This is a genomic window from Pseudomonas sp. 02C 26 (assembly GCF_002843585.1).
Taxonomy (GTDB): Bacteria; Pseudomonadota; Gammaproteobacteria; order Pseudomonadales; family Pseudomonadaceae; genus Aquipseudomonas; species Aquipseudomonas shirazensis.
The window spans coordinates 4,867,552-4,882,384 of the sequence record NZ_CP025262.1 but is presented as its reverse complement, the minus strand read 5'-3'; the positions used below and the strand labels follow the sequence as shown (position 1 = coordinate 4,882,384).

At 61.9% G+C, this 14,833-nt stretch carries 14 protein-coding genes and 1 tRNA gene; 7 read left to right on the top strand and 8 right to left on the bottom strand.

Annotated features, from left to right (window positions below; translation table 11 throughout):
• Positions 1-33 precede the first annotated feature (33 nt).
• From CXQ80_RS22300 to CXQ80_RS22280, 5 genes are all read right to left on the bottom strand, one after another.
• Positions 34-495, bottom strand: a complete 462-nt coding sequence (locus CXQ80_RS22300; RefSeq protein ID WP_157831768.1) for a DUF4234 domain-containing protein — start codon at positions 493-495, stop codon at positions 34-36.
• 213 nt (positions 496-708) lie between these two features.
• Positions 709-784, bottom strand: a tRNA-Phe gene (locus CXQ80_RS22295).
• Between the two features lie 91 nt (positions 785-875).
• The gene (locus CXQ80_RS22290; protein ID WP_101322505.1) at positions 876-1,148 is read right to left on the bottom strand and encodes an oxidative damage protection protein; all 273 of its coding nucleotides are present in this window, start codon (positions 1,146-1,148) and stop codon (positions 876-878) included.
• Positions 1,145-2,212 (bottom strand): A/G-specific adenine glycosylase, encoded by a 1,068-nt coding sequence (gene mutY / locus CXQ80_RS22285; RefSeq protein WP_101322504.1) that lies wholly within the window; start codon positions 2,210-2,212, stop codon positions 1,145-1,147. The genes CXQ80_RS22290 and mutY overlap by 4 nt, the downstream gene beginning before the upstream one ends.
• Positions 2,209-4,455: an AsmA family protein gene (locus CXQ80_RS22280; RefSeq protein WP_101322503.1), complete on the bottom strand. Its 2,247-nt coding sequence runs from the start codon at positions 4,453-4,455 to the stop codon at positions 2,209-2,211. The genes mutY and CXQ80_RS22280 overlap by 4 nt, the downstream gene beginning before the upstream one ends.
• Before the next feature lie 378 nt (positions 4,456-4,833).
• Here CXQ80_RS22280 and CXQ80_RS22275 point away from each other — a divergent pair, with 378 nt between their 5' ends.
• The 6 genes from CXQ80_RS22275 to hisF all read left to right on the top strand — a co-directional run bounded on the left by CXQ80_RS22275 (position 4,834) and on the right by hisF (position 9,738).
• The gene (locus tag CXQ80_RS22275) at positions 4,834-6,489 is read left to right on the top strand and encodes an OFA family MFS transporter (RefSeq protein ID WP_101322502.1); all 1,656 of its coding nucleotides are present in this window, start codon (positions 4,834-4,836) and stop codon (positions 6,487-6,489) included.
• Positions 6,490-6,698: 209 nt separating this feature from the next.
• A complete protein-coding gene (gene hisB, locus CXQ80_RS22270) occupies positions 6,699-7,292 on the top strand; it encodes an imidazoleglycerol-phosphate dehydratase HisB (protein WP_101323128.1) in 594 nt (197 codons plus the stop codon).
• Positions 7,293-7,931, top strand: a complete 639-nt coding sequence (hisH, locus tag CXQ80_RS22265; protein ID WP_101322501.1) for an imidazole glycerol phosphate synthase subunit HisH — start codon at positions 7,293-7,295, stop codon at positions 7,929-7,931. It begins immediately after the preceding gene.
• The gene (locus CXQ80_RS22260; protein WP_101322500.1) at positions 7,932-8,192 is read left to right on the top strand and encodes a DUF2164 domain-containing protein; all 261 of its coding nucleotides are present in this window, start codon (positions 7,932-7,934) and stop codon (positions 8,190-8,192) included.
• A gap of 27 nt (positions 8,193-8,219) precedes the next feature.
• A complete protein-coding gene (gene hisA, locus CXQ80_RS22255) occupies positions 8,220-8,957 on the top strand; it encodes a 1-(5-phosphoribosyl)-5-[(5-phosphoribosylamino)methylideneamino]imidazole-4-carboxamide isomerase (protein WP_101322499.1) in 738 nt (245 codons plus the stop codon).
• 10 nt (positions 8,958-8,967) lie between these two features.
• Positions 8,968-9,738: an imidazole glycerol phosphate synthase subunit HisF gene (hisF, locus tag CXQ80_RS22250; protein WP_101322498.1), complete on the top strand. Its 771-nt coding sequence runs from the start codon at positions 8,968-8,970 to the stop codon at positions 9,736-9,738.
• 126 nt (positions 9,739-9,864) lie between these two features.
• Here hisF and choV read toward each other — a convergent pair whose 3' ends face one another.
• From choV to CXQ80_RS22235, 3 genes are all read right to left on the bottom strand, one after another.
• Positions 9,865-11,043: a choline ABC transporter ATP-binding protein gene (gene choV, locus CXQ80_RS22245; protein WP_101322497.1), complete on the bottom strand. Its 1,179-nt coding sequence runs from the start codon at positions 11,041-11,043 to the stop codon at positions 9,865-9,867.
• Positions 11,040-11,888, bottom strand: coding sequence for a choline ABC transporter permease subunit (gene choW, locus CXQ80_RS22240; protein WP_178080849.1), 849 nt, complete (start codon positions 11,886-11,888; stop codon positions 11,040-11,042). The genes choV and choW overlap by 4 nt, the downstream gene beginning before the upstream one ends.
• 81 nt (positions 11,889-11,969) lie before the next feature.
• Positions 11,970-12,917 carry a choline ABC transporter substrate-binding protein gene (locus CXQ80_RS22235; RefSeq protein WP_101322495.1) on the bottom strand — a complete coding sequence of 316 codons (948 nt, stop codon included), beginning with the start codon at positions 12,915-12,917 and terminating at the stop codon, positions 11,970-11,972.
• Positions 12,918-13,369: 452 nt separating this feature from the next.
• On the opposite strand from CXQ80_RS22235, the gene CXQ80_RS22230 reads away from it, so the two are divergent.
• A complete protein-coding gene (locus tag CXQ80_RS22230) occupies positions 13,370-14,746 on the top strand; it encodes an L-serine ammonia-lyase (RefSeq protein WP_101322494.1) in 1,377 nt (458 codons plus the stop codon).
• The last annotated feature ends 87 nt before the right edge of the window (positions 14,747-14,833 follow it).

Genomic DNA, 14,833 nt, shown 5'->3' with positions numbered 1-14,833 from the left:
GACGGGCGCAGCGGATACGCTGTTACTGGCTGGTCAAGGCTGCATGGCCTGGCTGTATACGGGCTGCTGGCGTTGGTCAGTCTCGCCCAACTCGTTGATGCAGTAGTTGATGTAGTACAGGTTGAGCACGAAGGTGTTGAAGCCGTTCATGCGGAAGTGGATCTGGTTGTTGGCGTGGGCGAAGGCCAGCAGTATGCGTCGGGCATTGAATGCCCAGACGATTTGCAGCACAAGGGCAGCAATGCTCAGCAAGCCGGCTGCAATTTCCAAGGCCAGTTGCTCATCGTTGATGAACAGGCCGCTCAGGCCCGTGCAGACAAACATCCAGATAATGTAGGTCTCACTGCACGCCTCTTGGCCGGTGGCTTCACGCAGGTGCTGATTGGTCTTGTACAGCCACAGCAGCAGGTACAGGCCGCCGGTCGCCATGGTCAGCAGCACCATGTGCAGCGTCTTGCGGTTGACCTTGTTCATGAGTTCGCTTGGGGATGTCATAGCGCTTCCGATTTTCGAGTGTGAAAAACGGGCTGAGACATTGCGTGTCTTGGGAGGCAGTCCATGCTCAACCATCGTCCTTGGGGGCTATCTGCTCAGGGAGGGCAGATTCGGCGCGGATGATAGCACGGGGCCACACATGCTCTGCGGCCTGTTGATTAAATCCCAGGCATAAAAAAACCCTGAATCTTTCGATTCAGGGTTTTAGTGTTTTGGTGCCCAGAGACGGAGTCGAACCGCCGACACGAGGATTTTCAATCCTCTGCTCTACCGACTGAGCTATCTGGGCAACGGGGCGCATTAAAAGACTTTTTCAGGTTTGCGTCAACGACTTTTTGAAAATTTTTTAAATTAATTCCGTCGCTTACGCTTTTACGGGGTCATTCGCTAGGCGGAACGTAGCCTTCGGCCTTGGCGTAGTCCTCGCCGGAGAAGTACTTGTCCATCTCCACCTGGAGGAATTTGCGGTCCTCGGCGTTCATCATGTTCAGGCGCTTCTCGTTGATCAGCAGGGTCTGGTGCTTGAGCCAATCACCCCAGGCTTGCTGGGAGATGTTGTCGAAGATGTCCTGGCCCTTGGCACCCGGGTACGGTGGGCGCTCGAGGCCGGGCAGTTCCTGGTGGTATTTGCGGCAGTTCACGGTGCGGGTCATTGCGGCTCTCCTGCAATCAATTCGTCGGCCGCGCGTTTCAGCAGCTTCTTGACCGGGGCGGCGAGGCCCAGGCGCGGCGGGGTGGCGAGGTTATACCAGAGCCAGTCAGGCTCGGCCACGTGCGTACCCAGGGGGTCGACGCGCACCAGCCAGGGCTCGATGGCCAACTGGAAATGGCTGAAGGTATGGGTAAGGCCGTCCAGCGCCTGTGTGCCGTTCAGGCGCAGGCCGTGCTGATAGGCAAGGTCATCGAGCTGCTCGAGGTCATCCAGCTCAGGCAGGCTCCACAAACCGCCCCACAGGCCGCTAGACGGGCGCCGGTAGAGCAGGATGGCGCCCTCGCGGTTGGCCAGCATCGGCATCAGCGTGCGCCGCTGTGGCAGCGCCTTGCGTGGCTTGGGCTCGGGGTAGTGGGTTTCCTGGCCGAGCAGGTGCGCTTCGCAGCCGCGCTGCAGCGGGCAGATCAGGCATTTGGGCTTGCTGCGGGTACACAGGGTTGCGCCAAGGTCCATCATCGCCTGGGTGTAGTGGTTGGCCCGGGCTTGTGGGGTGTAGCGCTCGGCTGTCGCCCACAAGGCGTTGGCAACCTTGGGTTCGCCCGGATAACCGCCCTGGGCGGTGAAACGGGCCAGCACGCGCTTGACGTTGCCGTCGAGGATCGGCGCGCGGATACCCATGCTGATGCTGGCGATCGCGCCGGCTGTGGAGCGGCCAATGCCGGGCAGCTCGGTGAGCTGCTCGACACTGCGCGGGAACTCGCCACCGTGTTGGCTGACGACGATCTGCGCGGCCTTCTGCAGGTTGCGGGCGCGGGTGTAGTAACCAAGCCCGGTCCACAGGTGCAGCACTTCGTCTTCCGGCGCTTCGGCCAGGGCCTGCACGGTGGGCAGGGCCTGCATGAAGCGGTCGAAGTAGTTCAGCACGGTGCTGACCTGGGTCTGCTGCAGCATGATTTCCGAGACCCACACCCGGTATGGGTTGATGTCTTGCTGCCAGGGCAGGTCGTGGCGGCCGTGCTGGTCATACCATGCCAGCACGGCGCCGGAGAATTGCTCGGGGCTCATCGTTTGAACAGCCCCTTGAGCGCGTCTTTGAGTTCCGGGCTGACCTTGTCGCCCAGCTTCTCATCGAGTTTCTCGTCGATCTTGTCCTTGAGGCGGTTGCCGGCCAGCTTGGCGGCGACCTTGCCCAGGCCGTCCTGATCCAGGCGGCAGGCTTTGGCACCCAGTTCCAGCGGGCCACGGCAGCGCAGTGGCAGCTCGACGCCGACAAAACGCTCGTTGACCTGGCAGGCAGGGTCCGGCATGGCGCGTTGGTCACCTTCGACCACCACGCCAACGCGGTAGTCCATACCGAGCACGCGCAGGTCCAGGTCGCCCTGGCCGTTGACGGTCAGGCCGGGAATGCGCGCTTTCAGGTCAGGGTTGCTGGCCACGCCGTTACGCACTACCAGGCTGCCGCGCAGCTCTTGGAATGGAGTGTCCTTGCCACGCGGGTCGCCGCTCAACTGTTTGCGGTTGAGGGTGGCGATGGCCTGGCACAGCTGCTGCTCAAGGTTGGCATTGACCAGCACACCATCGTTGATGGTGAAGTTGGCGTTGCCGTTGAGGGTGTCGATCAGCGCTTTCTGGCTGTTGCCGCTGGCGGTCAGGTCGCTGCTCAGGGTCAGCAGGCCTTTGACTGGCGGCGCCTGTTCCGGGTTGTCGGACTTGATGAAGTGCTCGACCGGGACCCGGTTGATCTTGGTGTTGATGCCGATCTGCGGCACGGCCGGGCGTACATCGACGCTGCCGGTGGCTTCGAAGGTGCCGTTATACAACTCGCCGCGCAGGCTTTGCAGAGCAATCAAACCGCCCTGGCCGCTGGCCTTGAGTTGGGCATCGTTGATCGGCAGTTTGTCCAGGGTCAGTGCGCCAAAGCTCAGGTCGGCTTGCAGGTCGAGGGCACGCAGACGGTCGACCGGCAGTAGTTTGTCGGTGCTCCAGGCAACCTGGGTCGGTGCGCTTGGCAGCGGCGAGCTGCCGGCACCGGCAACGGCGGTTGCTTCCTGCTGCTGGACCTCGGCCTGACGCGCCGCCTTGGCGCCCTTGGCCTGCTCGCTTTTGGCCGGGAAGTAGCGATCGGCGTCGAACTTGTCGCCTTTGAGCTGAATGCGCAGGGCTTGCTTGGCGAAGTCTTCAACCGCTACGCGGCCACTGAAGCTGCTGTCATCCAGTTTCACTGCCAGGCCTTCCAGAGCCAGGCTGGTCGGGCTGGCGCTGAGCCGGCTGACCAGTTCCAGTTTGCTGAAGGCGGCCGGGTCGGCAGTGGCTGGCAATGGCTGGCCAATGCTGTCGAGGAAGGTGCGCAGGTCGAACTGGGCGATGGAGATACCGCCGCCGACCAGCGGTGTCTTGTCCAGCTCGCGCACGTTCAGCTCACCCAGTGCACGCAACTGGTTGGCGGAAACCTTCAGGCCATTCCAGGACGCGACATTGGCAGCCATGTCGACCAGCAATTGGCCCTGAGCAGCAAAGGTCATGCTCTTGCCGGCAAACGGCTCGCCCGAGGCTTCGCCGGACAGGCGCATGTCTTCGAGGTTGTAGCGCTTGAGCTTGCGATCAAAGCGCAGTTCGCCGGCCAGTTCGCTGCGCACCTTGATGTTCGGCTGCGCGGCGCTGATGAAGGCGCTGGCCTTGAGCGGGATGTTCGCTCCTTCGTGGACCGCGCCGGTGCTCAGCTGGATGCTCTCGGCGGTCAGGCTCTGGCCAGTCTTGGCATCGGTGTACTGCACGCGGGCGTTGTTCACGGTCAGGCTGTCGATATCCAGCTTGACCGAGCGCTCGCTGGCGCTTTCTTCGCTGCCTGTTGGTTCGCTCGGCGCCGGCGCAGGTTGGCCAGGCGTGGTGCTGGCCTGGGTCGGCAGTGGTTTGCCAATGTCCTGCCAGTTGCCGTGGCCGTTTTCGTCACGCACCAGGCTCAGGTTGAGGCCCTCGACGCGTACGTCGCTCATCTGCACTTCACGGCGCAGCAATGGCAGCACGCGCACCGACAGGCCGAGCATCTGCAGGTCGGCAAACGGTTCGGTGGGTTTGTTCAGGGTGGCGATGCTGGCTTCATGCAGCTCCAGGCCCAGCCACGGGAACAGGCTCCAGCCAATGTCACCGTTGAGGGTCAGCTCGACATGAGCCTTGTCCCGTGCCAGCTGGCGAATCTCGTCTTTATAGTCGTTGGGATCGAAGAGGTGGGTCAGGGCAAAGCCCAGTGCCACGATGATCAGCAGCAACCCGAGAAGCCCCAGCCCCAGGATTTTGCCGAACGCTTTCATGGGCGAGTCCTTGTAGTCCGAAATGAAAATTCAAGCGCCAGAGTATAGCGCCGTGGCTGGTTAGCCTGAGTACCCGCCAGTAGATATAGGTTATTTCCTGCCTAAGTATCGGTTTCGCCGGGTTGCGCAGCCTGGTTCTACTCAGGCTTATCAGTTTCTGACCGCCAGCTACTCTACAGTTCAGCCGGCTTGCGCAGGTGGCAAAAAATAACGATGTCAGATTGCTTCCATTGAGCGTTTCAGCTGGTTAACCTTGCGCCGCTTTCGCCGCATTACGCGACCGATTGTCGCGGATGCCGTGAATGTCCGATCGCAGCGTGCGTGCAGCCAACCAGGCCGAAGAGCCGAAGGCAACGTCTACTTACAAGAGGAAACACCATGAGCAGCAGTACTGCGGGAGAAGCGGCGCGCGCGCCGGGCTTCCTGTCCAAGGAGCGCATCATCGCCCGGCCGGGCTTCAACCGTTGGCTGGTGCCCCCAGCAGCGCTGGCAATCCACCTGTGCATCGGCATGGCGTACGGTTTCTCGGTGTTCTGGCTGCCGTTGTCGCAAGCCATCGGCATCACCGCACCGGTTGCCTGTTCGGCGGACATGGGCTTCATCGCGCGGATGTTCAGCGCCGAGTGTGACTGGCCGATCTCGATGCTGAGCTGGATCTACACGCTGTTCTTCGTCTTCCTCGGCTGCTCGGCTGCCGTGCTCGGCGGCTGGCTGGAACACGCCGGCCCACGCAAGGCTGGCCTGGTTTCGGCGCTGTGCTGGTGCGGTGGCCTGCTGATCTCGGCGATCGGCATCAAGACCCACCAGCTGTGGCTGATGTGGCTCGGCTCGGGGGTGATCGGTGGTATCGGCCTGGGCCTGGGCTATATCTCGCCAGTGTCGACCCTGATCAAGTGGTTCCCGGACAAGCGCGGCATGGCTACCGGCATGGCGATCATGGGCTTTGGCGGCGGCGCGATGGTCGGCGCTCCCCTGGCCACTGCGCTGATGGGCCATTTCGGCAGCTCGGTTGAAGTCGGCGTGTGGCAGAGCTTTGTGGTCATGGCGGCGATCTACTTCGTGTTCATGACGGCTGGCGCTCTGACTTACCGCGTACCGCCAACCGGCTGGAAGCCTGAGGGCTGGACGCCGCCGGCGAAAAAAGCCAACGCGATGGTCACCGACCGTCACGTGCATGTCAGCGTTGCCTGGAAAACCCCACAGTTCGCGCTGGTCTGGCTGGTGCTGTGCCTGAACGTTTCGGCCGGTATCGGCATCCTCGGCATGGCCTCGCCACTGCTGCAGGAAGTGTTCGCCGGCAAGCTGATCGGCAACGAGCTGAGCTTCAGCGAGCTGAACAGCGCGCAACTGGCGCAGATCGCGGCAATCGCCGCCGGCTTCACCGGTCTGCTCAGCCTGTTCAACATTGGTGGGCGGTTCTTCTGGGCTTCGTTCTCCGACTACATTGGCCGCAAGAACACCTACTTTGCCTTCTTCGCCCTCGGCGTCGGCCTCTACAGCCTGGTGCCGAACATGGGCCATCTGGGCAACGTGGCGCTGTTCGTGGCGGCGTTCTGCATCATCCTGTCGATGTACGGTGGTGGTTTCGCGACGGTACCGGCTTACCTGGCTGACCTGTTCGGTACGCAGATGGTCGGTGCGATCCATGGTCGCCTGCTGACCGCCTGGGCTGCTGCTGGCGTGCTCGGCCCGGTGCTGATCACCTATCTGCGCGAGTCGCAACTGGCGGCCGGGGTTGCCCGTGCGGCGGCCTACGACATGACCTTGTACATCCTCGCCGGCCTGCTGGTGCTGGGCTTTATCTGCAACGCCCTGGTGCGTCCGGTGGCCGACAAGTACTTCATGACCGATGCCGAGCTTGCGGCCGAGCGCGCGCTGAGCCACGACAAAGGCGTCGACAATGCTCGCTCGCTGGAATGGCACGCCGCGCCGGGCAGCCTGCCGCTGGTGCTGCTGGCCTGGGCCGTGGTGGTGATTCCGCTGGCGTGGGGTATCTGGATTACCCTGCAAAAGACTGCCGTACTGTTCCACTGACAACCGCGCTGGCTGGCTTGCATGCCAGCCAAACCGGGCCAAACGCGGGTAAATTCGCTGTCGCAGGGTGCTTATAGCCCTGGTGCCAGTGGGTTTACCCGCGTTTGCATTTGCCCCGGCGAGTTGCCATATGTCATCCGCGTTTCAAGCTGGCGCGTTCTAGGCCTATAATGTCGACCTTTTCGCCCAATGATTTTGCGGAGCTGGTGATGGTCGAACGTAAGGCTTCCGTCGAGCGCAATACCCTGGAAACCCAGGTGAAGGCCTCGATCAACCTCGATGGCAGTGGCAAGGCCCGATTCGATATCGGCGTGCCCTTCCTTGAACACATGCTCGACCAGATCGCCCGGCACGGGCTGATCGATCTGGATATCGAATGCAAGGGCGACCTGCATATCGATGATCACCACACCGTCGAAGACGTCGGCATCACCCTCGGCCAGGCGTTTGCCAAGGCCGTTGGCGACAAAAAAGGCATCTATCGTTACGGTCACGCCTATGTGCCGCTCGATGAAGCCTTGTCGCGTGTGGTCATCGACTTCTCCGGCCGCCCAGGCCTGTCGATGCACGTGCCTTACACCCGGGCTTCGGTCGGGGGCTTCGATGTCGACCTGTTCCAGGAGTTCTTCCAAGGCTTCGTCAACCATGCGCTGGTCACTCTGCACATCGACAACCTGCGCGGGCACAACACCCACCACCAGATCGAGACCGTGTTCAAAGCCTTCGGCCGTGCCCTGCGCATGGCGGTCGAGCAGGACGAGCGCATGGCCGGGCAAATGCCGTCGACCAAGGGATGCCTGTAAATGCAGACCGTAGCCGTAATCGACTATGGCATGGGCAACCTGCACTCGGTGGCCAAGGCGCTTGAGCATGTAGGCGCCGGCAAGGTGCTGGTCACCAGCGACGCTGCGGTGATCCGCGAGGCCGATCGCGTGGTGTTCCCTGGGGTAGGCGCGATTCGCGACTGCATGGCCGAGATTCGCCGGCTGGGCTTTGACAGCCTGGTCCGTGAAGTCAGCCAGGACCGGCCGTTTCTCGGCATCTGTGTCGGCATGCAAGCGCTGCTCGAGCACAGCGAAGAAAACGACGGCGTCGATTGCATCGGCTTGTTCCCCGGCCAGGTGCGCTTCTTCGGCAAGGACCTGCAAGAGCAGGGCGAGCACCTCAAGGTGCCGCACATGGGCTGGAACGAAGTCAGCCATGCCATCGAGCACCCGCTCTGGCATGACATCCCAGACCGTGCCCGCTTCTACTTCGTGCACAGCTACTACATCAATGCCGGCAAGCCTGGCCAGGTAGTCGGTCGCGGCCACTACGGCGTCGACTTCGCTGCTGCGCTGGCCGAAGGCTCGCGCTTTGCCGTGCAGTTCCACCCGGAGAAGAGCCATACCCATGGCCTGCAGTTGCTGCAGAACTTCGCCGCCTGGGATGGCCGCTGGTAAATGAGCAAGTCGCGGACCAAACCACCGATCCTGACCCTCGCCCCCGAACAGGAGCGCGAGGCCCTGGACAAGCTCAAGCGCTTTCTTGAAGACCGCTTCGAGCTTGAACTGGGGTCGTTCGAGGTGGCCGAGGTCCTCGACCTGTTTTCCCGAGAAGTGGCTCCGTATTACTACAACAGGGCGATTGCCGATGTTCAGCTGCACCTCAAGGAGCGGTTCGAGAGCATCGAAAGCGACCTGTGGGCGCTCGAGAAGCCCTGAACCCCAACGATTAGACAGGTTGCCAAGATGCTGATTATTCCCGCTATCGATCTCAAGGACGGTGCTTGCGTGCGCCTGCGTCAGGGCCGCATGGAAGACTCCACAGTGTTCTCCGATGACCCGGTGAGCATGGCCGCCAAATGGGTCGAGGGTGGCTGCCGCCGCCTGCACCTGGTTGACCTCAACGGCGCCTTCGAAGGCCAGCCGGTCAACGGCGAAGTGGTTACTGCCATCGCCAAACGCTACCCACAACTGCCGATCCAGATCGGCGGCGGTATCCGTTCGCTGGAAACCATCGAGCACTACATCAAGGCTGGCGTCAGCTACGTGATCATCGGCACCAAGGCGGTCAAGCAGCCTGAGTTCGTCGCCGAGGCGTGCAAGGCGTTTCCGGGCAAGGTCATCGTTGGCCTGGACGCCAAGGACGGTTTCGTCGCCACCGACGGCTGGGCTGAGGTCAGCTCGGTGCAGGTGATCGACCTGGCCAAGCGTTTCGAGGCTGATGGCGTGTCGGCAATCGTCTACACCGACATCGCCAAGGACGGCATGATGCAGGGCTGCAACGTGCCCTTCACCAAAGCCCTGGCCGAAGCCACGCGCATCCCGGTGATCGCCTCGGGCGGCATCCACAACCTGGGTGACATTCGTGCCCTGCTCGACGCCAAGGCGCCGGGGATCGTCGGTGCCATCACTGGCCGGGCGATCTACGAAGGTACCCTGGACGTCGCCGAGGCCCAGGCCTTCTGCGACACCTACCAAGGCTGAGGAGCAACCCATGGCACTGGCCAAGCGCATCATCCCTTGCCTGGACGTGGACAACGGCCGGGTGGTTAAGGGCGTCAAGTTCGAGAACATCCGCGATGCCGGTGACCCGGTGGAAATCGCCCGTCGTTACGACGAGCAGGGCGCCGACGAGATCACCTTTCTCGACATCACCGCCAGTGTCGATGGCCGTGACACGACCTTGCATACCGTCGAGCGCATGGCCAGCCAGGTGTTCATCCCGCTGACCGTGGGCGGTGGCGTGCGCACCGTGCAGGATATTCGCAACCTGCTCAATGCTGGTGCCGACAAGGTCTCGATCAATACCGCGGCGGTGTTCAACCCCGAGTTCGTCGGCGAGGCTGCGCAGCGTTTTGGCTCGCAGTGCATCGTGGTCGCCATTGACGCGAAGAAGGTCTCTGGCCCGGGCGAAACCCCGCGCTGGGAGATTTTCACCCACGGCGGGCGCAAGCCGACCGGGCTCGATGCAGTCGAGTGGGCGAAGAAGATGGAAGGCCTGGGTGCCGGTGAGATTCTGCTGACCAGCATGGATCAGGACGGCATGAAAAACGGCTTTGATCTGGGCGTGACCCGGGCTATCAGCGATGCGCTGGGGATTCCGGTGATTGCCTCAGGTGGTGTGGGCAACCTGCAGCACCTGGCGGACGGCATTCTGGAAGGGCATGCCAGCGCGGTGCTGGCAGCGAGTATCTTCCACTTTGGCGAATACACCGTGCCCGAGGCCAAGGCTTACATGGCCGCGCGCGGTATCGTCGTTCGCTGAGCCATTGTATTGGGGCCGCTTTGCGGCCCTTCGCGGGTAAACCCGCTCCCACAGGGGCACGGCGGCGCTGCAAAACCTGTGGGAAGGGTTTACCCGCGAAGGGCTGCGAAGCAGCCCCAATAGCAGTCAACCGTGATTTTTGCCGAGCAACGCGTGATACAGCTCGGTATCGCCAAGAATCCCGACCACCTTGTCGTTATCCTGCAACACCAGCTTGTTGCCGGTCTGATAGCGAATCTGCAGCGCTTCGCGCATGCCGATATCGGCGTGCACCACGGTCGGGCGACGGTCGAGCAACGCCACATCCTGCCCCGGCGCCCAGTTCTGCATGTCCATGCCGTTCTGGCCCTGGCGTGCGCGGGTCAACGAGTTGCCTTCGCCCAGGTCGAGCCAGGAGTCGCCACTCGGGTCCAGACACACTGAGCCATTGACGCGCTTGCACTTGTCCAGGGTGCGCATCAGGCTGCGTCCGCACAGCACGTTGAGTGGGTTGGTGTGGGCAACGAAGGTGCGCACGTATTCATCGGCTGGGTTCAGCACGATTTCTTCGGGCTTGCTGTACTGGATGATCCGGCCGTCTTTCATGATCGCGATGCGGCTGCCCAGCTTGAGCGCTTCGTCGAGGTCGTGGCTGACGAACACGATGGTCTTGTTCAGCTTGCTCTGCAGCGCCAGCAGCTCGTCCTGCAGGCCCTGGCGGATCAGCGGGTCGAGGGCCGAGAACGGTTCGTCCATCAGCAGAATGTCGGCATCCATGGCCAGGGCGCGGGCCAGGCCGACACGCTGTTGCATACCGCCGGAGAGCTCATCAGGCTTTTTGTTGCGCCACTGGGTCAGGCCGACCAGCTCGAGCTTCTCGTCCACCAGCTTGCGCCGGTCCTTCTCGGGGCGACCTTGCATCTCCAGGCCAAAGCTGATGTTTTCCCGCACCGTCAGCCACGGCATCAGGGCGAACTTCTGGAACACCATGGCGATGCGCTTGGTGCGCATCATCTTCAGTTCGGCCGGGGTGCAGTGGGCGATGTCGATGTGCTTGCCTTCGTGCTCGACAAACAGCTTGCCGCGGCTGACCGTGTTAAGGCCGTTGATGCAGCGCAGCAGGCTCGACTTGCCCGAACCGGACAAGCCCATCAGCACGCAGATTTCGCCTTTCTGGATGTCCAGGTTGGCCTTTTCGACGCCGACCACCAGGCCGGTCTGCTTGAGGATCTGCTCGCGGGTCTGGCCCTGGTCGAGCAGCGACAACGCCTCGCGCGGCTTGTTGGTGAAGATGACGTCGACGTCTTCGAATCGAATGATGCTCATGCCTCACTCCTTGCCGTAGCTTCAGGTTGCTTGCAGATACGGTCGAGCATGATTGCCAGCAGCACGATCGCCAGGCCTGCTTCGAAGCCCAGGGAGATATCAGCGGTGTTCAGTGCGTTGACCACAGGTTTGCCCAGGCCGTCAGCGCCGACCAGGGCGGCGATCACCACCATCGACAGCGACAGCATGATGCATTGGGTGACGCCAGCGGCAATGCTCGGCATGGCGTGCGGCAGTTCGATGCGCGTCAGCAGTTGCCGGCGCGAGCAGCCAAAGGCCTTGCCGGCATCGAGCAGCTCTTGCGGTACGTCGCAGATGCCCAGGTAGGTCAGGCGAATCGGCGCGGCAATCGCAAACACCACGGTAGAGATCAGCCCCGGCACTACGCCCAGGCCGAACAGGGTCAGGGTTGGGATCAGGTAGACGAAGGTGGGTACCGTCTGCATCAGGTCGAGTACCGGGCGCAGGCCGGTGTAGAACATCGGTTTGTGCGCGGCAAGAATGCCCACCGGCACGCCGATGGCAACGCATACCACCGTGGCGAAGGTGACCTGGGCGAGGGTCTCCATGGTTTCCTGCCAGTAGCCCAGGTTGAGAATCAGCAGAAACGACAGTGCGACAAAGGCCGTTAGCGACCATTTGCGCTGGATCAAGTGCGCCAGCGCGGCAAACAGTGCGATCAGCACCAGTGGGTTGAACCAGGTCAGGGCGCTGGTCACCCCGTGAATCATGAACTCCAGGCCTTGAGCGATGGCATCGAAATAATCTGCGCCGTTCTGAGTCAGCCATTCGACGAACGACGCGATGTACTGCCCCAGAGGTATTTTCTGATCAATAAGCATGATAGCGAGCTTCCACCTGCATAGATTGGAATCAGTCCGGGGCAGGCACGGTCCTGCCCCGAGAGAGTGCCGGTTGTGTGTTGGTTATTGCGCCAACTTGGCCTTGGCTGCCTCCAGCCCTGGTTTGCCATCTACGGTGGTGACTCCGGCGAGCCAGGTATCGAGCACTTGTGGGTTGTTTTTCAGCCACGCCTTGGCCGCGGCATCAGGCTTCATCTTGTCGTCGAGCACATTGCCCATCAGCTCGCTTTCCATGTTGAGCGAGAACGACAGGTTCTTCAGCAACTGGCCAACGTTGCTGCACTCCTGGGTGTAGCCCTTGCGGGTGTTGGTCAGCACGGTGGCCTTGCCAAAATCAGGGCCGAAGAAGTCGTCGCCGCCGGTCAGGTACTGCATCTTGAAGCGCTTGTTCATCGGGTGCGGTTCCCAGCCGAGGAACACCACCGCTTCACCGCGCTTCTGCGAGCGATCGACCTGCGACAGCATGCCTGCTTCACTGGACTGGACGATCTTGAAACCGGCCGTCTTGAGGCCGAAGGCATCCTTGTCGATCATGCTCTGGATGGTGCGGTTGCCATCGTTGCCAGGCTCGATGCCGTAGATCTTGCCGCCCAGTTCGTCTTTGAATTTGGCAATGTCGGCGAAGTCTTTCAGGCCCTTGTCATACAGCGCCTGTGGCACTGCCAGGGTGTACTTGGCGTTTTCCAGGTTGGCGCGTACGGTCTCGACGGTACCGGCGTCGCGGTACTGTTTGATGTCGTTTTCCATGGTCGGCATCCAGTTGCCGAGGAATACATCCAGATCCTTGCCTGCGGCCAGCGACTTGTAGGTCACCGGGACCGAGATCATGGTGGTGTGGGTCTTGTAACCCAGCGCTTCGAGCACCGCACTGGTAACCGCCGTGGTTACCGTGATATCGGTCCAGCCGACATCGGAAAAACGTACCGTCTGACACTGTTCCGGCTCTGCAGCCTGAGCCAGCAACGGTGCCGTGAGCATCGCAACCAGCAACAGCGAGGGTGAACCTTTCATAGGTGGACTCCTGTAGTTTTTTCTTCGGGTTCGCGTGGGTCGCCGGGGCTTCTCAGGGTCCGGTCGACCAGGCCTGCAGAGGGCAGGTTGCGTGGCCGTGCAATACGAGTCGCTTTCGATAATCCTCCAGCGCCGGGCAATCGCCTACTGCCTGAGTCGCATCCAGTACAGGATGGGTCGTATCCAGTACGGGCAATGTCGCATATGGATTTTTCCACCCCCTGCACCCCCTCTTTGCGGCATTTGCCCAGCCGAAAACGGCTTGAACAGTGGCGTAGCAGCGCCAGTACATCGCGGCGCGGCCTGACAAAAGTACGTCGGTTGCAGACGGCGAGTGGCGGCGCAAAAGGCTGATGATGCGGGTAATAGCGGCAGCTCGCAGGTTCAGCCTAGCAGTTGCCAGACGCGCCACATGGCGCGGCCAGACAAGCCCAGCAAGAGGTGTTCCGACCATGGCCATCAGCGTGTTCGACCTGTTCAAGATTGGTGTAGGGCCTTCCAGCTCGCACACTGTCGGCCCAATGCGCGCCGCAGCGCTGTTCGTCGAGGGTTTGCGTGAGCGCGGCGAGCTTGAACAAGTGACGCGTATCGAGGTGCGCCTGTATGGCTCGCTGTCGGCCACCGGCATCGGCCATGGCACCGATCACGCCACCATCATGGGCCTGATGGGCGAATGGCCAGACGCCATTGACCCAAGCCAGATCGTCCCGCGTATTGCCGATCTGCGCGAAACCAATACCCTGTTGCTGGACAACCGCCTGCCGGTCGAATTTGTCTGGGCGCGCGACATGCTGCTGCTCGACGAGAACCTGCCGTACCACCCCAACGCCATGACCTTGAAGGCCGAGGGCGCGCACGGCGAGCTGCACCAGGACACTTATTACTCGGTTGGCGGCGGCTTTGTGGTCGACGCCAAGCAGGCTGCCAGTGGTGTGCTCGATGCAGATCAGACCGAGCTGCCGTACGATTTCAACAGCGCTGCCGAGCTGCTCCGGCTGTGCAAGCAAAACGACCTCAGCGTGTCGCAATTGATGCTGGCCAACGAGAAGGTCTGGCGCAGCGAGGCAGAGATTCGCGCCGGCCTGATCAAGCTCTGGAGCGCCATGCAGGACTGCGTCAACAACGGCTTGAAGCATGAAGGGATCCTGCCTGGTGGGCTCAATGTGCGTCGCCGGGCAGCCAAGCTGCACCGCAGCCTGCAAGAGCTGGGCAAGCCCAACGTGATCGGCTCGACCCTTAGTGCAATGGAGTGGGTCAACCTGTTCGCCCTGGCGGTCAACGAAGAAAACGCCGCCGGCGGGCGCATGGTCACCGCGCCTACCAATGGCGCTGCCGGGATCATCCCGGCGGTGCTGCATTACTTCATGCGCTTCTCCGACGTGGTCGATGAAAGCCACGTCGTTGATTTCCTCCTGGCTGCAGCTGCGGTAGGCATTCTGTGCAAGAAGAACGCCTCGATCTCGGGCGCCGAAGTGGGCTGCCAGGGTGAAGTTGGCTCCGCCTGCGCGATGGCCGCCGCCGGCCTGGCTCAAGTGCTTGGGGCAACTCCGGCGCAACTGGAAAACGCCGCCGAAATTGCTCTGGAGCACAACCTCGGCCTGACCTGCGACCCGGTCGGCGGGTTGGTTCAGGTGCCGTGCATCGAGCGCAATGCAATTGCCGCAGTGAAGGCAATCAACGCAGTGCAGATGGCCTTGCGCGGTGATGGCGAGCACTTCATCTCGCTCGATCAGGTAATCCGCACCATGCGCGATACCGGCGCCGATATGCACGACAAGTACAAGGAGACCTCCCGCGGAGGTCTTGCCGTCAGCGTCATCGAATGCTGATTCAGCGTTGATTCCCAAGGGCCGCATGCGGCCCTTTTTTGCAGCCGAATGTGCACCTCGCACAACTCGAATTTGCCATTAATGACC